Source organism: Duganella sp. HH101, from assembly GCF_001758795.1.
In the GTDB taxonomy this organism is placed as follows: Bacteria; Pseudomonadota; Gammaproteobacteria; order Burkholderiales; family Burkholderiaceae_D; genus Rugamonas; species Rugamonas rivuli.
Genome location: NZ_LRON01000018.1, coordinates 105264 through 128087 on the forward strand (window position 1 = coordinate 105264; position 22824 = coordinate 128087).

General features: G+C 63.3%; 23 protein-coding genes. 19 read left to right on the top strand and 4 right to left on the bottom strand.

The features are described 5' to 3' along the window. Both DUGA2_RS24265 and DUGA2_RS33745 read right to left on the bottom strand, forming a co-directional pair. A complete protein-coding gene (locus tag DUGA2_RS24265; RefSeq protein ID WP_070271998.1) occupies positions 1-273 on the bottom strand; it encodes a hypothetical protein in 273 nt (90 codons plus the stop codon). After that, the gene (locus DUGA2_RS33745) at positions 260-748 is read right to left on the bottom strand and encodes a type II toxin-antitoxin system VapC family toxin (RefSeq protein WP_141753364.1); all 489 of its coding nucleotides are present in this window, start codon (positions 746-748) and stop codon (positions 260-262) included. Before DUGA2_RS33745 ends, DUGA2_RS24265 begins: the two co-directional genes overlap by 14 nt. A 141-nt stretch (positions 749-889) precedes the next feature. On the opposite strand from DUGA2_RS33745, the gene DUGA2_RS24270 reads away from it, so the two are divergent. The 6 genes from DUGA2_RS24270 to DUGA2_RS24295 all read left to right on the top strand — a co-directional run bounded on the left by DUGA2_RS24270 (position 890) and on the right by DUGA2_RS24295 (position 6771). Then, positions 890-2188 (top strand): alpha/beta fold hydrolase, encoded by a 1299-nt coding sequence (locus DUGA2_RS24270; RefSeq protein ID WP_070271999.1) that lies wholly within the window; start codon positions 890-892, stop codon positions 2186-2188. 40 nt (positions 2189-2228) lie between these two features. After that, positions 2229-2963 (top strand): bifunctional demethylmenaquinone methyltransferase/2-methoxy-6-polyprenyl-1,4-benzoquinol methylase UbiE, encoded by a 735-nt coding sequence (ubiE, locus tag DUGA2_RS24275; protein ID WP_008444534.1) that lies wholly within the window; start codon positions 2229-2231, stop codon positions 2961-2963. A gap of 23 nt (positions 2964-2986) precedes the next feature. Then, a complete protein-coding gene (locus DUGA2_RS24280; RefSeq protein WP_070272000.1) occupies positions 2987-3904 on the top strand; it encodes a Tim44 domain-containing protein in 918 nt (305 codons plus the stop codon). A 91-nt stretch (positions 3905-3995) separates the two neighbouring features. Beyond that, a complete protein-coding gene (locus tag DUGA2_RS24285) occupies positions 3996-4610 on the top strand; it encodes an SCP2 domain-containing protein (protein WP_070272001.1) in 615 nt (204 codons plus the stop codon). Next, the gene (gene ubiB, locus DUGA2_RS24290; protein ID WP_070272002.1) at positions 4607-6175 is read left to right on the top strand and encodes a ubiquinone biosynthesis regulatory protein kinase UbiB; all 1569 of its coding nucleotides are present in this window, start codon (positions 4607-4609) and stop codon (positions 6173-6175) included. Before DUGA2_RS24285 ends, ubiB begins: the two co-directional genes overlap by 4 nt. A 2-nt stretch (positions 6176-6177) precedes the next feature. Then, the gene (locus tag DUGA2_RS24295; RefSeq protein WP_070272003.1) at positions 6178-6771 is read left to right on the top strand and encodes a methyltransferase domain-containing protein; all 594 of its coding nucleotides are present in this window, start codon (positions 6178-6180) and stop codon (positions 6769-6771) included. Positions 6772-6780: 9 nt separating this feature from the next. Here DUGA2_RS24295 and DUGA2_RS24300 read toward each other — a convergent pair whose 3' ends face one another. Further along, positions 6781-6993, bottom strand: coding sequence for a hypothetical protein (locus tag DUGA2_RS24300; RefSeq protein ID WP_070272004.1), 213 nt, complete (start codon positions 6991-6993; stop codon positions 6781-6783). Positions 6994-7243: 250 nt separating this feature from the next. Here DUGA2_RS24300 and DUGA2_RS24305 point away from each other — a divergent pair, with 250 nt between their 5' ends. The 6 genes from DUGA2_RS24305 (at position 7244) to DUGA2_RS24330 (ending at position 13495) form a co-directional block, all read left to right on the top strand. After that, positions 7244-7534 carry an FmdB family zinc ribbon protein gene (locus tag DUGA2_RS24305; RefSeq protein WP_070272005.1) on the top strand — a complete coding sequence of 97 codons (291 nt, stop codon included), beginning with the start codon at positions 7244-7246 and terminating at the stop codon, positions 7532-7534. A 47-nt stretch (positions 7535-7581) separates the two neighbouring features. Then, positions 7582-8202, top strand: coding sequence for a DUF502 domain-containing protein (locus DUGA2_RS24310; RefSeq protein WP_070272006.1), 621 nt, complete (start codon positions 7582-7584; stop codon positions 8200-8202). A 63-nt stretch (positions 8203-8265) separates the two neighbouring features. After that, positions 8266-10065 carry an aspartate--tRNA ligase gene (aspS, locus tag DUGA2_RS24315; RefSeq protein WP_174999338.1) on the top strand — a complete coding sequence of 600 codons (1800 nt, stop codon included), beginning with the start codon at positions 8266-8268 and terminating at the stop codon, positions 10063-10065. A gap of 45 nt (positions 10066-10110) precedes the next feature. Then, a complete protein-coding gene (nudB, locus tag DUGA2_RS24320; RefSeq protein WP_070272007.1) occupies positions 10111-10569 on the top strand; it encodes a dihydroneopterin triphosphate diphosphatase in 459 nt (152 codons plus the stop codon). 93 nt (positions 10570-10662) lie between these two features. Then, on the top strand, positions 10663-12621 hold the full coding sequence (locus tag DUGA2_RS24325) for a M10 family metallopeptidase C-terminal domain-containing protein (protein WP_070272008.1): 1959 nt from the start codon (positions 10663-10665) through the stop codon (positions 12619-12621). A 58-nt stretch (positions 12622-12679) separates the two neighbouring features. Then, positions 12680-13495, top strand: coding sequence for an endonuclease/exonuclease/phosphatase family protein (locus DUGA2_RS24330; RefSeq protein ID WP_070272009.1), 816 nt, complete (start codon positions 12680-12682; stop codon positions 13493-13495). Between the two features lies 1 nt (position 13496). On the opposite strand, the gene DUGA2_RS24335 is transcribed toward DUGA2_RS24330, so the two are convergent. Beyond that, on the bottom strand, positions 13497-14309 hold the full coding sequence (locus DUGA2_RS24335) for an ABC transporter substrate-binding protein (RefSeq protein WP_083296447.1): 813 nt from the start codon (positions 14307-14309) through the stop codon (positions 13497-13499). A 103-nt stretch (positions 14310-14412) separates the two neighbouring features. Between DUGA2_RS24335 and clsB the strand changes: the two genes are divergently transcribed. The 7 genes from clsB (at position 14413) to DUGA2_RS24370 (ending at position 22779) form a co-directional block, all read left to right on the top strand. After that, entirely contained in the window at positions 14413-15576 is a 1164-nt protein-coding gene (clsB, locus tag DUGA2_RS24340) for a cardiolipin synthase ClsB (protein ID WP_070272011.1), read from the top strand. Then, positions 15573-15944: an RNA-binding S4 domain-containing protein gene (locus tag DUGA2_RS24345; RefSeq protein WP_070272012.1), complete on the top strand. Its 372-nt coding sequence runs from the start codon at positions 15573-15575 to the stop codon at positions 15942-15944. Before clsB ends, DUGA2_RS24345 begins: the two co-directional genes overlap by 4 nt. Before the next feature lie 205 nt (positions 15945-16149). Further along, positions 16150-16770 carry a TetR/AcrR family transcriptional regulator gene (locus DUGA2_RS24350; protein WP_070272013.1) on the top strand — a complete coding sequence of 207 codons (621 nt, stop codon included), beginning with the start codon at positions 16150-16152 and terminating at the stop codon, positions 16768-16770. Between the two features lie 52 nt (positions 16771-16822). Then, on the top strand, positions 16823-18613 hold the full coding sequence (locus DUGA2_RS24355) for an acyl-CoA dehydrogenase C-terminal domain-containing protein (RefSeq protein ID WP_070272014.1): 1791 nt from the start codon (positions 16823-16825) through the stop codon (positions 18611-18613). An 18-nt stretch (positions 18614-18631) separates the two neighbouring features. After that, positions 18632-21031, top strand: coding sequence for a 3-hydroxyacyl-CoA dehydrogenase/enoyl-CoA hydratase family protein (locus tag DUGA2_RS24360; protein WP_070272015.1), 2400 nt, complete (start codon positions 18632-18634; stop codon positions 21029-21031). 58 nt (positions 21032-21089) lie between these two features. Further along, positions 21090-21542, top strand: coding sequence for a PaaI family thioesterase (locus tag DUGA2_RS24365; RefSeq protein WP_008444563.1), 453 nt, complete (start codon positions 21090-21092; stop codon positions 21540-21542). Between the two features lie 40 nt (positions 21543-21582). After that, entirely contained in the window at positions 21583-22779 is a 1197-nt protein-coding gene (locus DUGA2_RS24370) for an acetyl-CoA C-acyltransferase (RefSeq protein WP_008444564.1), read from the top strand. Positions 22780-22824 lie beyond the last annotated feature (45 nt).

Below are 22824 nucleotides of genomic sequence, written 5' to 3' on the forward strand. Positions count from 1 at the left end.
TCAGTAGGTGATCGCTTCGCGATGGATGTAGGCGAAAATTGCCCTTATCCTCGGCGATAATTTCCGAAACGCTTCGACGTTGATAGTTGGCGGAGGCAGGTTTGCCTCCTTTTGCATGGTGGGCCAGCGTTCCTTGTAGCGTTCGTGGATTTGATTCATGACTTCCTTGTCTCGTTCCCATTCGGCATCCAAGGCGTCAATCTCGGCCTTGGTTTTTTCATCGAGCTCGGGGATTTCCAGGTCGGATGGAATTTCTTTATCAAAAATCTTCATGGCGGTTCTCCATCAGTTCAAAGGGCGTCACCAGTTCTGGTAATTGCAATTCCTCGGCGTCCATCAGGAACCGAAGTGCCGGTAGTCTTCTTGCATTCGCGATATCCCGGCAGTTCCAGGTCAGCAGAATATCGTTGTGATTCAACGCGGCGCATGCGATATGCCTTGATGACTCGTTGGCTCTCGCCGTTAGACCCGCGCCCAAACTCAATAGTTCAGCAATGCTGTGAGCGCGATCGCTAACGGGATAGCAAACCAGATTGTCGATAGCCTTGAGACGCCGCTGCATTCTTAGTGGCATTCCCTCTTCGATTTCCTTCACCACGTATTTGGATACATAAGTCATATTGGGAACCCTGCAGTTCTCCCACCAGAGGCGTGTCAGTTGTTGGCAAGCGCGGGTGATCGGGTTCGGACTCGGTGGATCGGTCAGGTGCAAAATGACGGAGGTGTCGAGATAAACGGTCGGCGGCATGGTAGTACCTCTGGTGACTCTGGCCAGATTAGCCTGCCCGGCTGGCGATGTTTTCGGCTATATCAAACGAACGCGCCTTCATTTCATCAAGCTGTCACAGCGCCGTGGGATAGTTGGCGGTTTCGCTTGATGGGAGTTGGCATGAGGGATGTTTGCAAGGTGTTGATGCTGGCCGTGGCCTTGATCGCCGTGCCGTTGGGCGCGCAGGAGTATTTCGGCGATGCGCGGCCCGACGCGCCTGAGCTGGCTGCGCGCGGACCGTCGCCGGTCGGCGTGCGCACGCTGGTGGCCGAGCACGCCGACCAGCTCGACATCCTGCGCTACAGCGACGCCACGCCCAACCCGCGCTACACCCGCAAGCTGACGCTGGAAGTCTGGTATCCCGCCGCGCTCCAGCCCGGCCAAAAAGAACATACGGTTTATACCGATGTGCTCGGCTCCGGACCGAACGACCCGGCCCGCCCCAACACCCCGTTCGCGTTCAACGGCCGCGCCGCGCGCGACGCCGCGCCGCTGGCCCCGGCCGCCACCGCGCCGGCCGGCGGCTATCCGCTGGTGATCGTCTCGCACGGCTATCCGGGCTCGCGCCTGCAGATGAGCTACCTGACCGAAAACCTCGCCTCCAAAGGCTATGTCGTGGTGGCCATCGACCATCCCGAATCGACCCGCGCCGACAAGGCCGGCTTCGCCAGCACGCTGCTCAACCGCGCGCAGGACGATTTGTTCGTGCTGCAAACCGTGGCCGCCTGGGCCAGGCCGGGCAGCGGCCATTTCCTGTCCGGACTGGTCGATGCCGACAACACCGCGCTGGTCGGCTATTCGATGGGCGGCTACGGCGCGCTCAACACCGTCGGCGCTGGCGTCGGTCCGGTCGCGGCCGCGTATGTCCCCGGCGGCAAGCTGGCCGTCAACCAGCAGGGCAACGCGCAATACGAGGCGCGGCGCGATCCGCGCATCAAGGCGGTGGTGGCTTTCGCCCCGTGGGGCGGCGCGCATCAGGTGTGGGAGCCGGCCGGCCTGGCCGGCGTGCGCACGCCGACGCTGTTCGTCAGCGGCGACCAGGATGACGTGGCCGGCTACCAGGACGGCGTGCTGCGCCTGTTCCAGGGCGCCATCCACGCCGACCGCTACCTGCTGACCTACATCGGCGGCCGCCACAATTCCGCGCCGAATCCGCCATCGCCGGCCATGCTGGCCAACTTCGACGACTTCCAGTCCTATGCCGAGCCGGTTTGGGACAGCCGCCGCATCAACAACATCAACCAGCACTTCGTCACGGCCTTCCTCGGCATCCACCTCAAGCAGCAGCCGTACCAGTCGTATCTGGACCTGCCGCCGCTGGGCGCGGACGGCACCATCAAGCCCGATCCGGGCCTGTGGAAGGGTTTTCGCCCCCGTACGGCGCTCGGACTGGGGTGGCGCCACCTGAATGCGCAGTAGCGTCTTGTATAATGCAGGCAAACTAACAGGCCTGCCTACCATGACCAATACCACTCACTTCGGTTACAAAACCGTCGCGGAAGACGATAAAGTCCGCGAAGTCGCCAAGGTTTTCCATTCTGTCGCCGCCAAGTACGACATCATGAACGACGTCATGTCGGCCGGCCTGCACCGTCTGTGGAAGACCTTTACCATCGCCAACGCCGCCGTGCGCCCCGGTTTCAAGTGCCTGGACATCGCCGGCGGCACCGGCGACCTGGCCAAGGTATTCGCCAAGCAGGCCGGCCCGACCGGCGAAGTCTGGCTTACCGACATCAACGAGTCGATGCTGCGCGTCGGCCGCGACCGCCTCTTGAATCGCGGCCTGTTGACCCCCACATTGCTATGTGACGCCGAAAAATTGCCGTTCCCGGACAATTACTTCGACCGCGTCAGCGTGGCCTTCGGCCTGCGCAACATGACCCACAAGGACCAGGCGCTGGCGGAAATGCGCCGCGTGCTGAAGCCGGGCGGCAAGCTGCTGGTGCTGGAATTCTCGAAAGTGGCCGAGCCGCTGCAAAAACCTTACGATCTGTATTCGTTCAAGATCCTGCCGTGGATGGGCCAGAAGATCGCCGGCGATGCCGAAAGCTACCGCTATCTGGCCGAATCGATCCGCATGCACCCGGACCAGGAAACGCTGAAGACCATGATGGAAGAGGCCGGCCTGGAACGCGTAACGTATTACAACCTGACGGCAGGTGTGGCCGCTTTACACACCGGTATCAAACTGTAGTCAACTGTAGTGATAGGAACATCATGAACATCAAGAAAATCCTGATCGGCGCCGTACTGGCCGTCTCCGCACTGTCGATGCTGGGCGAGGCCCTGGCCCGTCCGATGGGCGGCGGCCGTTCGATCGGACGCCAGTCGCAAAGCGTCAACCGCATGCCGCCGGCCGCCGCGCCTGCGCCGACCGCGCCGCGCCAGGCCGCGCCTACACCGGCCGCTCCGCCGGCCGCGATCCCGCCTAAACCGGCCAGCCCGTGGAAGGGCATCCTGGGCGGCGCACTGCTGGGCCTGGGTATCGGCGCGCTGTTCTCGCACTTTGGCCTGGGCGGCGCGATGGGCGGCATGTTTGGCTCGCTGATCATGCTGGCGCTGCTGGCCGGGGCGGTGTTCTTCGTCATCCGCCTGATCCGCAGCCGCTCGCAGCCTGCCGCCGCGGCGCCAGCGGCGTTCGGCGGTAACAATGTCTACTCGATGCCGCCAGCCAGCGGCACGCCGGACATCGGTTCGCGCCTGCAGCCTGAGCAGCAGTCTTATGCCCAGCCTGCTCCGGTGGCCCACACGCCTTGGGGCGTGCCGGCCGACTTCGACGCGCCATCCTTCCTGCGCGTGGCCAAGAGCAATTTCATCCGCCTGCAAGCGGCCTGGGACAAGGGCGATTCGGCGGACATCCGCGAATTCACCACCCCTGAAGTGTTTGCCGAGCTGAAGATGCAGATCACCGAGCGCGGCGCGCAAAAGGACTACACCGACGTCGTCACCATCGAAGCCGAGCTGCTGGGCATCGAAACCAGCGACAGCGATTACCTCGCCAGCGTCAAGTTCACCGGCACCATCAAGCCGGCGCCGGACGCGCTGGCCGAGCCGTTCAACGAGGTCTGGAACCTGTCCAAGCCTGTCTCCGGCGCCTCCGGCTGGCTGCTGGCCGGCATTCAACAGCTCGCGTAACGGCGAGGCAAGCTGGTAACTGGTAAGATTGCGAGACCGCCCGTATTTCCGGGCGGTTTTGTTTTGCGGTTTTTGTTTTCACGGTTAACGAATGACACCACCGAATTTCTCCGCCGCGGCGCCGGCCAGCGCCGCCATCAATCACCTGCTGGCGCAGGAGCCATGGGCGCGCGCGGAGTTGCAGCGCCACGCCGGCAAGATCGCCGCCATCGACACCGGCGCGGTCGTGCTGCGCCTGCGCGTGACGGCAGACGGCATGCTGGAAGCCGCACCCGCTGAAGAGCCGGCCCGCGTGACCATCCGCGTCAAGCTGTCCGACCTGCCGCTGATCGCGCGGAACCGCGAGCGCGCGTTTTCCTATGTGCAGATCGAGGGCGACGCCGAGTTCGCCAACGCCATCTCCAACCTCAGCAAGTCGCTGCGCTGGGAAGCCGAGCACGACCTGGAAAAAGTGGTGGGTCCGATCGCCGCCGTGCGCATGGTGTCCGGCGTCCGCGCCGCGTTTGAAACCATCAAGACGGGCCATCAAAAGCTGGCCGAGAACGTCGCCGAATTCCTGCTCGATGAAAAGCCGGTGCTGATCCGCCCGCAAGCGGTGGAAGCCTTCTCGGCCGACGTGGTGCGCCTGCGCGACGACGTCGAGCGCGCGGCCAAGCGCCTGACCCGGCTGGAACAAAAACTGGCACAGAAACTGGATCCCAAATGATGTTGAAATTTTTACGCCTGCTGAAAATCCTGCGGGTATCGGTGCAGTACGGCCTCGATGAAATTGCCATCTCCGGCTTGAAGAAGCCGCGCATCACCAAGCTGATCGACACGGTGTTCTTCTGGCGCGACCTGTCGGCGCCGCGCGGCGTGCGCCTGCGCATGGCGCTCGAAGAGCTGGGCCCCATCTTCGTCAAGTTCGGCCAGGTGCTGTCGACCCGGCGCGACCTGATCCCGGCCGACCTGGTCGAGGAGCTGTCGCGCCTGCAGGACCGCGTGCCGCCGTTCGATTCCGACCTGGCCATCGCGCAGATCCGCAAATCGCTGGGCGCCCATCCGGACCAGCTGTTCGCCAGTTTCGAGCGCACGCCGGTGGCGTCGGCCTCGATCGCGCAGGTGCACTTCGCCACGCTCAAGGATGGCAAGCAGGTGGCGGTCAAGGTGCTGCGTCCGGGCATGAAGAAGTCCATCGACGAGGATGTCGCGCTGATGCACATCGCCGCCGAATGGATAGGCCGCGTCTGGGCCGACAGCAAGCGCTTGAAGCCGAAGGAAGTGGTCGCCGAGTTCGACAAGTATCTGCACGACGAGCTGGACCTGATGCGCGAGGCCGCCAATGCCAGCCAGCTGCGCCGCAACTTCGCCGACTCCGACCTGCTGCTGGTGCCGGAGATGTACTGGGATTACTGCTCCAACAGCGTGATCGTGATGGAGCGCATGCACGGCATTCCGGTGTCGCAGATCGACCGCCTGGAAGCGGCCGGCGTGGACTTGAAAAAGCTGTCCAGCGACGGCGTCGAGATCTTCTTCACGCAGGTGTTCCGCGACGGCTTCTTCCACGCCGATATGCATCCCGGGAACATCCTGGTGTCGATCGACCCGGCCACCTTCGGCCGCTACATCGCGCTCGATTTCGGCATCGTCGGCACGCTCAACGATTTCGACAAGGATTACCTGTCGCAGAACTTCCTGGCCTTCTTCCGCCGCGATTACAAGCGCGTGGCCGAGGCGCACATCGAGTCCGGCTGGGCGCCCAGGGAAACCCGGGTCGACGAGCTGGAGTCCGCCGTGCGCGCCTGCTGCGAACCGATCTTCGACCGGCCGCTGAAGGACATCTCCTTCGGCCAGATCCTGCTGCGCCTGTTCCAGACGTCGCGCCGCTTCAACGTCGAAGTGCAGCCGCAGCTGGTGCTGCTGCAAAAAACGCTGCTCAATATCGAAGGCCTGGGCCGCCAGCTCGATCCCGACCTGGACCTGTGGAAGACCGCCAAGCCCTATCTGGAAAACTGGATGGCCGAGCAGGTCGGCTGGCAGGGCATGTGGCAGCGCCTGAAAGCGGAAGCGCCGCGCTACACCCACATCCTGCCGCAACTGCCGCGCCTGCTGCACCGCGCGCTGGAGCAGCAGGGCGAGCGCCCGGCCGACAACGCCGAGCTCATCAAGGTGCTGATCGGCGAACAGCAGCGCACCAACCGCCTGCTGGGCTTTGTGGTGTACTTCGCCGGCGCCTTCGGCCTGGGCCTGGCGCTGTACCAGCTGTATCTGCGCTGGCACCACCTGGCCTGACCATGGTCGATTTCGCACAACGCGATCCGATGTCGCCGGCGTTCTGGGACGAGCGCTTCGAGCGCAACTTCACGCCCTGGGACAAGGGCGGCGTGCCGCAGGCGCTGCGCGCATTCGCCGCCGCCAGCGCGCCGCTGGCGACGCTGATACCGGGCTGCGGCTCGGCCTACGAGCTGGCCTTCCTGGCCGATGCGGGCTGGGATGCGGTGGCCATCGACTTCTCGCCGGCCGCGGTGGCGGCGGGCAAGGCGGCGGTCGGCGCGCACGCGGCGCGTGTGGTGGAGGCGGATTTCTTCGACTGGCAGCCGGCGCAGCCGCTGCAACTGATCTACGAGCGCGCCTTCCTGTGCGCCTTGCCGCGTGCGATGCGGCCGCAGGTGGCGGCGCGCTGGGCGGCGCTGCTGGCGCCGGGTGCGCTGCTGGCCGGTTATTTTTTCTTTGACGAGGCGCCCAAGGGGCCGCCGTTCGGCATCGCCCGCAGCGAGTTGCAGGCTTTGCTGCAGGCCGATTTCGACTGTATCGCCGACGACGCCGTCAGCGATTCGATTCCCGTGTTCGAAGGCAAGGAGCGCTGGATGGTGTGGCGCCGCCGCTAGCGGGCAGGCCTAGTCCGCGGCGATCATCTGCAGGCCATGCTGCCTTTGCTTTTCGAAGCGGCGGCTATAGGCATGCAGGCCCACCAGCAGCAGCATGCAGGACAGCACGGCGCGGCTGCGCAACGGCTGGTCCGGTGCGGATGGCTGAAGGGTGGTCGGTGCGGCGAAGGCGGGGAAGGCCAGGGTGATGGCCAGGATGCCGGCATAAACGTGTTTTTTCATTATGTTTCCCAATCATGGTTCGGTGGCGATGTTGCGTGGTGCGGGGCAGCGTTAAAACGGCGATTCAGGGATTGGGAAATCGGCGGGTTGCAGCACGTATTTAAGCATGTCCCGCGACGATTGACGAATAGATTTTGCGGATGAAATCGATAATCGCGGCCTACCGTCTGCTCTTGGCCACAGGAAACAGGCAAGCGCCCGGCAAAAAGCTTTATAATTCAGGGTTTTGATGATTTTTGCGGAGTAATAGATGCCGATCTACGCCTACCGCTGCGAGGCATGTGGTTTTGCCAAGGATGTCTTGCAGAAGATTTCCGACCCGCAGCTGACTGTTTGCCTGTCGTGCGGCAAAGAGACGTTTAAGAAACAACTGACCGCCGCTGGTTTCCAGTTGAAGGGTTCGGGCTGGTATGTGACCGATTTCCGTGGCGGTACGCCGCCGGCGACCGGCACGGCGACCGGACCGGCCGCGTCCGCTCCGGCGGAAACGTCGGCCCCGGCAGCCGCCCCTGCCGCCGGCACCGGTACGAAGTCGGACTGAATTCGGCCTGAAGCACCCCGCAGCACCACCCACTCGAAGAGTAATCGATGCGTAAATATTTCATTACCGGCTTGCTGATCCTGGTTCCCCTGGCGATTACCGCCTGGGTGCTGAACCTGGTCATCAGCACCATGGACCAGTCCCTGCTGTTCGTGCCGGAGCGCTGGCAGCCGCGTACCCTGGTCGGCTTCGATATTCCCGGCCTGGGCACGGTGCTGACGATACTGATCGTGTTCCTGACCGGCCTGCTGACCAACAACCTGGTCGGCAACTACGTGGTCAAGCTGTGGGAAAAGCTGCTGACCCGCATACCGGTCGTCAGCTCGCTGTATTCCAGCGTCAAGCAGGTGTCGGATACGCTGTTCTCGTCGTCGGGCAATGCCTTCCGCAAGGCGGTGCTGATCCCTTACCCGCACCAGAACTCGTACACCATCGCCTTCCTGACCGGCACCCCCGGCGGCGACGTCAAGAACCACCTGGTGGGCGACTACGTCAGCGTCTACATCCCGACCACGCCGAACCCGACGTCGGGCTTTTTCCTGATGATGGCGCGCAAGGACGTGGTCGAGCTCGACATGTCCGTCGATGCGGCGCTGAAGTACATCGTCTCGATGGGGGTGGTGGCGCCGGAAGACGCGCCCCGTGCCATCGAGATCGCCGGCAAATAAATTAGATTAAAAAATAGATTAACTGAGTAACTTAACCTGAACCGAGAAATAAACATGTCCTCAATGCGTACTCACTACTGCGGCCTCACCACTGAAGCGCTGCTTGGCCAAACTGTCAGCCTGTGCGGCTGGGTACATCGTCGCCGCGACCACGGTGGCGTGATCTTCATCGACCTGCGCGACCGCGAAGGCCTGGTGCAGATCGTTTGCAATCCGGAACAGGCGGAAGTATTCAAGGCGGCCGAAGCCGTGCGTAACGAGTTCTGCCTGCGCGTGACCGGCGTGGTCAAGGACCGCCTGGCCGGCACCGTCAACGCCAACCTGAAGTCGGGCAAGATCGAAGTGGTCTGCTCCGAACTGGAAGTGCTGAACGCCTCCGTGGCGGTTCCATTCCAGCTGGACGACGACAACCTGTCGGAAACCACCCGCCTGACCCACCGCGTGCTGGACCTGCGCCGTCCGCAGATGCAGAACAACCTGCGCCTGCGCTACAAGGTCACGATGGAAGTGCGCAAGTACCTCGACGACCTGGGCTTCATCGACATCGAAACCCCGATGCTGACCAAGTCGACCCCGGAAGGCGCGCGCGACTACCTGGTGCCGTCGCGCGTCAACGCCGGCAACTTCTTCGCGCTGCCGCAATCGCCGCAGCTGTTCAAGCAGCTGCTGATGGTCGCCAACTTCGACCGCTACTACCAGATCACCAAGTGCTTCCGCGACGAGGACTTGCGCGCCGACCGCCAGCCTGAATTCACCCAGATCGACTGCGAGACCTCGTTCCTGACCGAACAGGAAATCCGCGACCTGTTCGAAGACATGATCCGCAAGGTGTTCCGCAACACCATGAACGTCGAACTGCCTAACCCGTTCCCGGTGATGGACTTCGCCGAAGCCATGGGCAAATACGGTTCGGACAAGCCGGACATGCGCGTCAAGCTGTCGTTCACCGACCTGACCGAAGTGATGAAGGACGTCGACTTCAAGGTGTTCTCGGGCGCCGCCAACATGCCTAACGGCCGTGTGGTCGGCCTGCGCGTACCGAAGGGCGGCGACATGCCACGTTCGGAAATCGACGCCTACACCCAGTTCGTCGCCATCTACGGCGCGCGCGGCCTTGCTTACATCAAGGTCAACGAGAAGGCCAAGGGCCGCGACGGTCTGCAATCGCCTATCGTCAAGAACCTGCACGACGCCGCGCTGGCCAAGGTGCTGGAACTGACCGGCGCCGAAGACGGCGACCTGATCTTCTTCGGCGCCGACAAGGCCAAGGTGGTCAACGACGCCATCGGCGCGCTGCGCGTCAAGATCGGCCATTCGGAATTCGGCAAGAAAGCCGGCCTGTTCGACGACGTCTGGTCGCCGCTGTGGGTGGTGGACTTCCCGATGTTCGAATACGACGAAGAAGCCGACCGCTGGACCGCGACCCACCATCCGTTCACGGCGCCGAAAGACGGCCATGAAGACATGCTGGAAACCAATCCGGGCGCCTGCATCGCCAAGGCCTACGACATGGTCTTGAACGGCTGGGAACTGGGCGGCGGTTCGATCCGTATCCACCGCGAGGAAGTGCAGTCGAAAGTGTTCCGCGCGCTGAAGATCGACGCCGACGAAGCCCGCCTGAAGTTCGGCTTCCTGCTCGACGCGCTGCAATACGGCGCGCCGCCGCACGGCGGCCTGGCCTTCGGCCTGGACCGTATCGTGACCCTGATGACCAAGTCCGATTCGATCCGCGACGTGATCGCCTTCCCGAAAACCCAGCGCGCCCAGTGCCTGCTGACCCAGGCGCCGTCGGAAGTGGACGAGAAGCAGTTGAAAGAACTGCACATCCGTCTGCGCGCGGCCGAGCCGAAAGTGGCTGGCTGATCAAGCAATGGAAAGGGCGCTGCGGCGCCTTTTCTTTTATCCGACATGAAGCCTTACAAGATCCCTGAGTCGGTGCTGGTGGTGATCCACACGGCCGACCTGCAAGTGCTGCTGATCGAGCGCGCCGACCGGCCCGGTTACTGGCAATCCGTGACCGGCTCGCTGGACGCGCCCGACGAGCCGCTGATGGAGACCGCGCGCCGCGAGCTGTTCGAGGAAACCGGCATCGTCGCCGACGGCGTAACCATCGTGCTGCGCGACTGGCGGCTGTCCAACGTCTACACCATCTATCCGGTCTGGCGCCACCGCTACGCGCCCGGCGTGACGGAAAACACCGAGCACGTCTTCAGCGTCGAAGTGCCGCGCGACATCGCCGTCAAGCTGGCGCCGCGCGAACACCTGAACCATGTCTGGCTGCCTTATCTGGAGGCGGCCGACCGGTGTTTCTCTTCTTCTAACGCCGAGGCTATATTACAATTGCGAGAATATTGCCGTACGTCATGACATTCCGGGGCGCCAGTTTTCTGTGCACGCCGGTTTTTTTTTGCATAGAATTGGTAGACCGGCCGCGCTTGGCGGCGACCCAGGAGAACCACGATGAGCACCCCGACCACGTCCAGCCCCACCTCGTCGGTGAAAGATTCCGGCAACTTGATCATCGACGCCCTGCTTGGCGGCATCAAGTGGGGCGCTGGGGTCGGCAGCGGCATCAGCATCACCTACAGCTTCCCCTTCGCTAACAACAGCTCGGCGGTGTTCAGCGGCCCGCGGGGCGGCAGCTACTCCGACCTGAACGAGCCGCACGCCACCCAGCACTACGGCTTCGACGCGACCCAGCAGGCCGCGGCGCAGGCCGCCCTGCAGGCCTGGGCCAACGTCGCCAACATCAAGCCGGTGCAGCTGGCCGACACCGCCACCTCGGTCGGCGACATCCGCTTTGCCTGGACCTCGGCCGCGGAAGCGACCAGCGACGGCGGTAGCGCCTGGGGCTGGGCCAACTACCCGGACAGCACCTACCCGTCCGGCGGCGACGTCTGGATCAACACCGACCCGGACGGCGCGCGCAGCAACAGCGACTGGTCGGTGGGCTCGTACAACTACATGTCCCTGATTCACGAACTGGGCCATGCGCTGGGCCTGAAGCATCCGTTTGAAGACACGCCGGTCGATCCGGCGCGGGCCAACCGCCAGTACTCGCTGATGGCCTATGACGATGCGCCCCATAGCAAGTTCGTCGACGTCACTGAAACCGCCAATTCAGCCTCGTGGAAATCCTATAACGTGGTGCCGAACGCGCCGATGCTCGACGACATCGCGGCGATGCAATATGTGTACGGCGCCAACACCACCTACCACACCGGCGACGATGTCTACACCTTCGATCCGGCCACGCCTTTCCTGACCACCATCTGGGATGCGGGCGGCAGCGACACCATTTCGATCTCCAACTTCAGCAACGGCTCGCTGATCGATCTGCAGCAGGGCCACTACTCGTCCATTCATATTCCGTCCGACACCGGCGCCGGCATCAACTGGCAGACGCCGCCGCCGACGATCGGCATCTACGACGGCACCAACAACCTGGCGATCGCCTACGGCGCGGTGATCGAGAACGCCACCGGCGGCAGCGGCGACGATACGCTGATCGGCAACAGCAGCGCCAACCGCCTGCAGGGCAACGGCGGCCACAACACCATCGACGGCGGCGGCGGCATCGACACCGCCGTCTACACGGGCGCCTTCGGCAGCTACACGCTGGCCGCGCGCGGCGCCGGCTATACGGTGAGCTCGCGTGCCGATCCGGGCCAGGGCGATACCCTGAGCAATATCGAACGCCTGAAGTTCGCCGACGGCACCATGGCGCTGAGCCAGGCCGGCCTGGACGAGGATGCGGCGCGGGCGCCCTATGTCGCGATGGCGCAGAAATTCTATATCGCTTACTTCGGCAACCCGGCCGACGCCGGCGGCCTGAGCGGCATGGTCGGCCAGATGATGAGCACTCACGCACCGACCACCACGGGGGACTTCATCATGGCCTATTACACCAACGCCACGGTCAAGGCGATGGTGGACAATTTCGCCCTCAGCTCCGACCCCGCCGCGCTGGGCAACGGCAGCGACCGGGATTTCCTGACCGCGATCTATGCCCATGTGCTGGGCCGCGCGGCGGACGAGGGCGGCTTGGCTTACTGGGCCAACTCGCTCGCGGCCGGCTTGCCGCGCCCGCTGGCCGCGCTTAGCGTGCTGGAGGGCGCGGAACGCAACACCAGCGCCCAGGGCTTGATCGACGGCGCACTGGTGAACAACCGCCTGGTGGTGGCCGCCAATTTCACGGCGCTGATCGATACGCCGGCCGAACTGGCCGGCTACTCCGGCAGCGCTGCGGCGTCCGTGGCGCGCGCTTTGGTGGCGAACGTCAACCAGAACACCGATCTGCTCGCCTACGAAGCGACGGTGATGCATACGCTGGCCTCGATGTCGGGCGGCGTCCAGAGCGGCGCCGGTCCGCACGAGGTGGTGCTGGTCGGCAGCAGCGTCGAGCAGGTCTGGGCCTGACCGTCCCTATGTGCGGCGGCGTACGCCGCAATCCCGGACTCAGGGTTAGAATAGCCCTATGAAAATTCGCGTCGCCACCTACAACATCCACAAGGGCGTGTCCGCCATCCGCAGCGAACCGCGGGTGCTGGCACTGAAGCAGGCGATCGGCCTGTTCGACGCCGATGTGGTTTTTCTGCAAGAGGTGCAGGGCAAGCACGATTTGAAGGCGGCCAAGTACGGCGCCGAGCACCTGGGCCACAAGCATTGGCCCGCTGCGGCGCAGCATGAATATTTTGCCGGCGAATCGCGCCACGCCCATGCCGCCTACGGCATGAACGCGATCTACGACCACGGCCACCACGGCAACGCGCTGCTGAGCGCCTTCCCGATCGCCAACCAGGCCAACCACGACGTCTCCGACCACGCCTACGAGCAGCGCGGCATCCTGCATTGCGTGCTGGAGACGCCGCGCGGCACCGTGCACTGCTATGTGGTGCACCTGGGCTTGTTCGAAGCAGGGCGCCGCCGCCAGACCCAGGCGTTGATCTCGGCCGTGCGGGCGTCCGCGCCCAACGGCGAGCCGGTCATCATCGCCGGCGACTTCAACGACTGGCGCAACACCCTCAGCGGCGAGCTGCGCAACGCGCTCGGCGTGGTCGAGGCCTTCGACCAGATCGGTTCCAACTCGGCGCTCGACGAGATCGTGCGCACGCTGCGCCGCAAGTCCAGCGTCAACCCGGCCCGCACCTTCCCGGCCGCCTTGCCGTTCTTCCGGCTGGACCGCATCTATGTGCGCGGCTTCAAGGTCGAGGCGGCGGAGGTCATGCACGGCAACCTGTGGGCCAAGCTGTCCGACCACGCGCCCATCGTCGCCAACCTGGCGCTGGCCTGAGCTACTTGCGGCTCAGTGTCGCGCTGTCGAGCTTGACGTCGAGGTTTTGCAGGCTGGCGTTGAGCATGGCGATATTGCTCTTGTTGGCCACCAGCTCCTTGAGCCGCGCTTCGAACGCGTCCAGATACCTGGCGCACGGGCTGGCTTTGGAAAAGGCGTAGTAATTCTTGTCCTCGGCCAGGAAGGGGCGCATCGCCATCAGCTGCGCGCCGACGTCGTGGCGCGCCAGCCAGGCTTCGCCGGTGAACAGGCCGCTGACAAAATAGTCGATGCGCCCCAGTCCCAGCTTGCGGAAGTTGCTGTCGGCGGTGCCGGATTCCTCCAGCTGCAAATGGGCGGCGGCGAATTCCGAAAACTGCTGGCCGAAAGTGTTGCCCAGCGCGATGCCACCCTTGTGGCTGGCCAGGTCTTGCCAGGTGTTGAAGAGGAAGGCGCGCTGGCGCCGGACGAATACCGCCACCGGATTGGGGAAGGCCGGCGTGCGCACAAAATCGAGGTAGCGTTCGCGCTCGGGCTGGATCTTCAGCGTCGCCACCAGGTCCACCTTGCCGACCGCCGCGTACGCCAGCACCCGCTTCCACGGGCCGACGTAACGGATTTCGTAGGGGATCTGCAGGTCGGCCAGGATGCGCGCGGCCAGCTCGATGCTGGGCCCGCGCAACTCCTTGCCATCGTACCAGTGCAGCGGCGCATAGTCGGGATCGGCGGACACCACCACTTTGGGGCAGGCGGCCGGAAGCTCGGCCGCCGCCACGCCGCAAGCGGCCGCCAGCAGCAACATCCACGGACTACGGCTCAGCCATCGTGCTCCCATGCATAGCGCTCCGAGCGTTACCTCTCACAAGAGGGTTGCAATTTATTATAGACTTGTTTCCACGGGAGCGCCTTCCCATGCCACTCGGGGTTAGAATCCAGCTATGCGTACAGTAAATTTTCTCGCCGATAATGAAGTCACCCTGCTGCACACCGGCACCGACTTCTTTCCGGCGCTGATCGCCGCCATCGACGCGGCGCGGTACGAGGTGTATTTCGAAACCTATATCTTCGCCGCCGACGAGACCGGCCAGCGGGTGCTGGCGGCGCTCAAGGGCGCGGCCCAGCGCGGCGTGCAGGTGCGCATGATCACCGACTGGTGGGGCACCGGCCGCCGGCAAGTCAACGCCATGCATGCGGACCTGGTGGCCGCCGGCGTCGAGCACCGCGTGTTCAATCCGTGGTTCAAGCGCGGCGTCACGCGCACCCACCGCAAGATCTGCGTGACCGACCGCGAGCTGGCCTTTGTCGGCGGCATCAACATCAACGACGACATGTTCTGCGACTACGACCACAGCCGTCAGCTGGCGGCGCCGCGCTGGGATTTCGCGGTGCAGGTGCGCGGCCCGCTGGTGGCGTCCATCCAGCTGGAGGCGCTGACCCAGTGGCGCCGGCTGGGCAAGCTGGGCATCATGAAGCGCATCGGCCTGTACCGCGACATGCGCAAGGTGAACAAGATCGCCACGCAAAACATGGTGCAGGCCGGCTTCGTCGTGCGCGACAACCTGCGCAACCGCCGGACGATACAGCGCGCGTATATGCATGCGCTGGGCCGCGCCCGCAAGAGCGTGCTGCTGGCCAATCCGTATTTCGCGCCGGGCGCCAAGTTCCGCCACGCGCTGGCCGCCGCCGCCGAGCGCGGCGTCGAGGTGACGCTGCTGATCGGCGTCGGCGAAATCTGGCTGCAGGACGCGGTCGCGCATTCCTTCTACCCGAAGCTGCTTGCGGCCGGCGTCAAAGTGGTGGAATATCACAAGACCCAGTTGCACGCCAAGGTGGCGGTGATCGACGACGACTGGGCGACCGTGGGCTCCAGCAATGTGGACGGCTTGAGCCTGTTTTTGAACCAGGAAGCGAATGTGGTGATCAAGGATGCGGCCTTTGCGCTCAGCCTGCGCCAGCATATCGAGGCCGCCATCGCCGACGGCGTGGTGGTCGACTACGCCGACTTCGAGCACGTCGGCCGCTTCCGCCGCATCGGCTACGAGATCGCGTTCTTCGCGTACAAGCTGGCGATGCGGGTATTCGCAGTGGGGAAATACGCTTGAGCGACAGTGTCAGACTGGATAAATGGCTGTGGGCCGCGCGCTTCTTCAAGACCCGCTCGCTGGCCACCGAGGCGGTCGATAACGGCAAGGTCAAGCTGGGCGGCGACAAGGTCAAGCCGGCGCGCGCGGTGCGCGTCGGCGACACCCTGGACATCGACAACGGCTCCGACCGCTGGGAGGTCGACGTGATGAATCTGTCCGACGTGCGGGCCGCCGCGCCCATCGCCCGCAACCTGTACGAAGAGACCGACGCCAGCGTCGAGCGCCGCGCCACCGTGGCCGAACAACGCAAGATGTTCCGCGAACCGAGCGCGGATTTCAAAGGGCGGCCGACCAAGCGCGACCGCCGTCTGTTGGGCAAGCTGTAAGCAAGTTGCCGCCCCGTATTGCTGCGATGCAGCAATAGAACGCCACCTCTAACGGTACTGTTTGACTTTTACCCCTCAGTGGATAATAGTACGAGCGTTCGCAATTCTTTTCACACGGAGTAAATTTAACTGGAGCAGAATGCTCTTTTCTCCATGATTAAATTTTACTTTGGGATGCAATCTTATTAATACCTCAACTAAATTTATGCGCAAAGGTGAACTCACCCGTGCCGCAATCCTCGACGTGGCGCTGGACCTGGCCAGCCGGGATGGTCTGGAAGGCCTGACCATCGGATTGCTCGCGGATAAGATGAACATGAGCAAATCCGGCGTGTTTGCGCACTTCGGATCGCGCGAAGATTTGCAGTTGGAAGTACTCAAGCTGTACCACCATCGTTTCGAGCAGGAAGTGTTTTTCCCTAGCGTCAAAGAGCCGCGCGGCATCCAGCGGCTCAAGTCGATGTTCGCGCGCTGGGTCAAGCGGGTCAGCGTGGAAGTGGCCTCGGGCTGCATCTACATCAGCGGCGCGGTCGAGTATGACGACCGTCCGGGGCCGATCCGCGAAGAGCTGATGGCCATGGTTGGCGCCTGGCAGGGCGCGCTGTTGCGCTGCGTGCAGCAGTGCATCGAGTCCGGCGACCTGAAGGCCGACACCGACCCGCAGCAACTGGTGTACGAGATGTACGGCCTGATCCTGGCACTGCACCACGATGCGCGCTTCCTGCGCATACCGGGCAGCCTGGGCCGGGCAGGCACCGGCTTCGAGCGCTTGATCGAAACCTATCGCAATCCGCAAACGCCGTCCGCGGTGGTGGCGCAGCAATAAAGCATTACACATACCATTTCGTAGTCACTACAAAAGTCATCAGGAGAAAATCATGGGTCAATACGTCGCGCCAATCCGGGATATGCAATTCGTTCTGCACGAGTTCCTGAAAGTGGAAGAGGAACTGAAATCGCTGCCGGATTATGCCGAAGTCGATGCCGACATCATCAACCAGGTGCTGGAAGAAGGCGGCAAGTTCACCGCTGAAGTGCTGTTCCCGCTGAACCACTCGGGCGACCGCGAAGGCTGCAAGCACGACGCGACCAACCACACCGTGACCACTCCAAAAGGCTTCAAGGAAGCGTACAAGCAGTACGTCGACGGCGGCTGGGCCGCGCTGGCCTGCGATCCGCAATTCGGCGGCCAGGGCCTGCCGGTCGTGCTGAACAACTCGTTCTACGAAATGCTGAACTCGGCCAACCAGGCCTGGACCATGTACCCGGGCCTGTCGCACGGCGCCTACGAGTGCCTGAAAGAACACGGCACCGACCACCAGAAGGAAGTCTACCTGCCGAAGCTGGTTTCCGGCGAGTGGACCGGCACCATGTGCCTGACCGAACCGCACTGCGGCACCGACCTGGGCATGCTGCGCTCGAAAGCGCTGCCGCAGGAAGACGGCTCGTGGCTGATCACCGGCAACAAGATCTTCATCTCGGCCGGCGAACACGACATGGCCGAAAACATCCTGCACCTGGTGCTGGCCCGCGTGCCGGACGCACCGGAAGGCTCGAAAGGCATTTCGCTATTCCTGGTGCCTAAGTTCCTGCCGAAGGCGGACGGCACCATCGGCGAACGCAACCCGATCACCTGCGGCGCCATCGAAGAAAAAATGGGCATCCACGGCAACTCGACCTGCCAGATGAACCTGGACGGCGCCCGTGGCTGGATCATCGGCCAGCCGAACAAGGGCTTGAACGCCATGTTCGTGTTCATGAACGCGGCCCGCCTGGGCGTTGGCATGCAGTCGCTGGGCCTGACCGAGATCGCTTACCAGAACGCGCTGATCTACGCCAAGGACCGCATCCAGATGCGCTCGCTGTCGGGCGTGAAAAATCCGGAAATGCCGGCCGACCCGATCATCGTCCACCCTGACGTGCGCCGCATGCTGTTGACCGGCAAGGCCTACGCCGAAGGCGCGCGCGCCTTCACCTCCTACGTGGCGCTGCAGATCGACCGCGAACTGCACCACCCTGACGAAGAAGTGCGCAAGGAAGCCGCCGACGAAGTCGCGCTGCTGACCCCTATCGTCAAGGCCTTCATCACCGACAACGCCTGGATCGCCACCTCGGAAGCGATGCAAGTGTTCGGCGGCCACGGCTACATCTCCGAGTGGGGCATGGAGCAGTACGTGCGCGACGCCCGCATCAACCTGATCTACGAAGGCACCAACACCATCCAGTCGCTGGACCTGCTGGGCCGTAAGATCCTGGGCGACAACGGCGCCAAGCTGCGCAAGTTCGGCGAGAAGATCAAAGCCTTCGTGGAAGAGAACGGCACCGACGAAGCGATGAGCGAATTCGTCACCCCGCTGGGCGACCTGGGCGACAAAGTCACCAAGCTGACCATGGAAATCGGCATGAAAGCCTTCCAGAACCCGGACGAAGTCGGCGCGGCGTGCGTACCTTACCTGCGCGTGGTCGGCCACATGGTGTACAGCTACTTCTTCGCACAGATGGCGAAAATCGCCCTGGCCAAAGAAGACAGCGGCGACAATTTCTACAAAGCCAAGCTGGCCACGGCGCGCTTCTACTTCGCTCGCCTGCAGCCGGAAACTGCAACCTTGATTCGCCAGGCACGTTCGGGCTCCGCCAACCTGATGGCACTCGACGCCGACCTGTTCTAAGAACCTAGAGGAAACGACATGACCAATTTCATCGTTAAAAAAGTAGCCGTGCTGGGCGCCGGCGTGATGGGCGCGCAAATCGCCGCTCATTGCGTCAACGCCAAAGTGCCTGTGGTGCTGTTCGACCTGCCAGCAAAAGAAGGCCCGAAGAACGGCATCGTGCTGCGCGCCATCGAGAACCTGAAAAAACTGTCGCCTGCACCACTGGGCAACAAGGAACACGCCGCGCTGATCGAAGTGGCCAACTACGAGGACGACCTGGCCAAGCTGGCCGAGTGCGACCTGATCATCGAAGCCATCGCCGAGCGCATGGACTGGAAACACGACCTGTACAAGAAGGTCGCTCCGCACATCGGCGCCAACGCGATCTTCGCCTCGAACACCTCGGGCCTGTCGATCACCAAGCTGTCCGAAGGCTTCGACGCCGACCTGAAATCGCGCTACTGCGGCGTGCACTTCTTCAACCCGCCGCGCTATATGCACCTGGTCGAGATCATCCCGACCGAGTTCACCAAGCCGGAAATTTCCGACCAGCTGGAAGGCTTCCTGACCACCACCCTGGGCAAGGGCGTGGTACGCGCCAAGGATACGCCTAACTTCATCGCCAACCGCGTCGGCGTGTTCGGCATCCTGGCGATCGTGCACGAAGCCGAGAAATTCGGCCTGTCGGTGGACGTGGTCGACGACCTGACCGGCGCCAAGCTGGGCCGCGCCAAGTCGGGCACCTTCCGCACCGCGGACGTGGTCGGCCTGGACACCATGGGTCATGTGATCAAGACCATGCAAGACTACCTCCCGAACGATCCGTTCGCCGCTGTCTACAAGACGCCAGCCGTGCTGGCGGGCCTGGTGGAAAAAGGCGCGCTGGGCCAAAAGTCCGGCGCGGGCTTCTACAAAAAAGTTGGTAAAGAGATCCAGCGCCTGGACTTCGCCACCGGCGAATACGTGGCCGGCGGCGGCAAGGCTGCCGACATCGTCGCCCGCATCCTGAAGGAAAAAGATCCGGTCAAGAAAATGAAGGCGCTGCGCGAATCGACCAACCCACAAGGCCAGTTCCTGTGGGCGATCTTCCGCGACGCTTTCCACTACATCGCCATCCACCTGGACACCGTGGCCGACAACGCGCGCGACATCGACTTCGCCATGCGTTGGGGCTTCGGCTGGAACGTCGGCCCGTTCGAAACGTGGCAGGCCGCAGGCTGGTCGCAAGTGGCCCAGTGGGTCAAAGAAGACATCGAAGCCGGCCACGCACTGTGCAACGCACCGCTGCCAGCCTGGGTATTCGAAGGTCCGGTCGCTGAAAAAGGCGGCGTCCACACCGCCGAAGGTTCGTGGTCGGCAGTCTCGAAATCGTTCGTGCCGCGCTCGTCGCTGGCCGTCTACGACCGCCAGGCGTTCCGCGCACCGGTACTGGGTTCGGGCGCCATCGATGGCCGCACCGCCGGCACCACCGTGCACGAAGACGACGACGTCCGCCTGTGGCACTCGGGCGACGACGTCCTGGTGATCTCGCTGAAAACCAAGATGCACGTGATCAGCCCGGGCGTGATCGCCGGCTTCCGTAAAGCACTGGCCGAAGCCGAGAAGAACTTCAAGGGCCTGGTGATCTGGAGCGCGGACGCGGCCGACGGCGGCGCGTTCTCGGCCGGCGCCGACCTGCAATCGGCACTGCCTGCGTTCATGCAGGGCGGCGCGAAAGCGGTCGACCCTATCATCCGCGAACTGCAAGACACCTTCATGGCGATGAAATATTCGAACGTGCCGGTGGTGGCTGCTGTTGCCGGCCTGGCGCTGGGCGGCGGCTGCGAAATGGCGCTGCACGCTTCCAAGCGCGTGGCCTCGATCGAATCGTACATCGGCCTGGTGGAAGTCGGCGTCGGCCTGATCCCTGCGGGCGGCGGCTTGAAAGAAGCGGCAGTGCGCGCGTTCAAGGAAGCCAAGGGCAACGACATCCTGCAATTCCTGAAAACCGGTTTCACCAATGCCGCTACCGCCAACGTGTCGAAGTCGGCACTGGAAGCGCAAGCCATGGGCTACCTGAAGGAAGACGACGTGATCGTGTTCAACCCTTACGAACTGCTGCACGTCGCCAAGGTTGAAGCGCGCGCCATGTTCGACAAGGGCTATCGTCCACCGCTGAAGACGCCTGTGCAAGTGACCGGCCGTTACGGCTACGGCACCATCAAGGCACAGCTGGTCAACATGCGCGACGGCGGCTTCATCTCCGCGCACGACTTCAAGCTGGGCGAGATGATCGCCGAGATCGTGTCGGGCGGCGATATCGACCAGGGTTCGTTCGTGAACGAGCAGTGGTTCCTGGACATGGAGCGTAAAGCCTTCCTGGAACTGCTGAACCATCCGAAGACCCAGGAACGCATCATGGGCATGATGCAGACCGGTAAGCCAGTCCGCAACTAAGACGGTTATGTCGATCCTGAAACTGGTTTTTAAAGTTTTACTGCGCGTGAGGCCAAGCATGGTGTATGACCGTATCAAGCAACAGATGATGGATACCTTGCCCTTCGTGCGCTTGCTGGGGATCAGGATCGACGAGATCGGCAGCGGCACTTCGAAAGTGTCGATGCCGGAAGACCCGAAGCTCAATAACCACCTGGGCACGCAGCACGCCGGGGCCTTGTTCACGCTGGCCGAAACGGCATCCGGCGCGGCCATGGCCGGCGGCTTCGCGGAGCTGATCCTGGGCTTGCGCCCGGTCGCCAAGGAATCGCGCATCCAGTACCAGAAAGTAGCCAAGGGCGCCACGCGCGCCGAAGGCCGCGTCCCTGGCGATCTGGCCGCGCTGAAGGCCGAGCTGAAAGAGCAGGGCAAGGTGGCGTTCCCGGTGGAGGTCGACATCTTCGACGCCGCCGGCACGCTGGCCGCACAGGTTCAAGTGGATTGGTATTTATCCGAGAAGCGGGCTTCCTAGTTCCGCATAGTCTTCGATCAAAAATTTTCGAAAGAACAAAATGAGCAAACAAATTCAAGACGCATACATCGTCTCTGCCACCCGCACCCCGATCGGCAAGGCGCCGCGCGGCATGTTCAACAAAACCCGCCCGGACGACCTGCTGGTGCGCGTGCTGCAATCGGCCCTGGCGCAAGCGCCTGGCCTGGATCCGGCGCTGATCACCGACGCCATCATCGGCTGCTCGTTCCCGGAAGCGGAACAGGGCTTCAACATCGCCCGTCAATCGGTGCTGCTGGCCGGCCTGCCCAAGACCATCGGCGGCGTCACCATCAACCGCTACTGCGCATCGGGCATCACCGCGCTGGCCATGGCTGCCGACCGCATCCGCGTTGGCGAAGCCGATGCGATGATCGCCGGCGGCGTTGAATCGATGTCGATGGTGCCGATGATGGGCCACCACCCATCGATGAACCTGAACATGTTCACCGACGAAAACGTCGGCATGGCATACGGCATGGGCCTGACCGCTGAAAAAGTGGCGACCCAATGGAAAATCTCGCGCGAAGCGCAGGACGCCTTCGCCGTTGAATCGCACCGCCGCGCCATCGCCGCGCAGCAGGCCGGTTTCTTCAAGGACGAGACCACCCCGGTCGAGATCATCACCCGCACGCCTGACCTGGCTTCGGGCGAAATCAAGATCAAGACCCGCACCGTCGATACCGACGAAGGCGCGCGTGCCGATTCGACCGTGGAATCGCTGTCCAAGCTGAAGCCGGTGTTCGCCGCCAAGGGCTCGGTCACTGCCGCCAACTCGTCGCAGATGTCCGACGGCGCCGGCGCGCTGCTGGTCGTGTCGGAGAAATTCCTGCGCGAGCACAACCTGACCCCGCTGGCCAAGTTCTCGTCGTTCGCCGTCAAGGGCGTGCCACCGGAAATCATGGGCATCGGTCCCAAGTTCGCGATTCCGGATGCGTGCAAAGCCGCCGGCATCACCCAGGACCAGCTGGACTGGATCGAGCTGAACGAAGCGTTCGCGGCACAGGCGCTGGCCGTGATCGGCGACCTGGGCCTGGACCCGGCCAAGGTCAACCCGATGGGCGGCGCGATCGCGCTGGGCCACCCGCTGGGCGCAACCGGTGCGATCCGCGCCGCGACCGTGGTGCACGCACTGCGCCGCAACAACCTGAAGTACGGCATGGTGACGATGTGCGTCGGCGCCGGCATGGGCGCGGCAGGTATCATTGAGCGTGTATAAGAGCGCGCGTGTAAACTAAGCACGGAATCATAAGAAGGGCGCTGC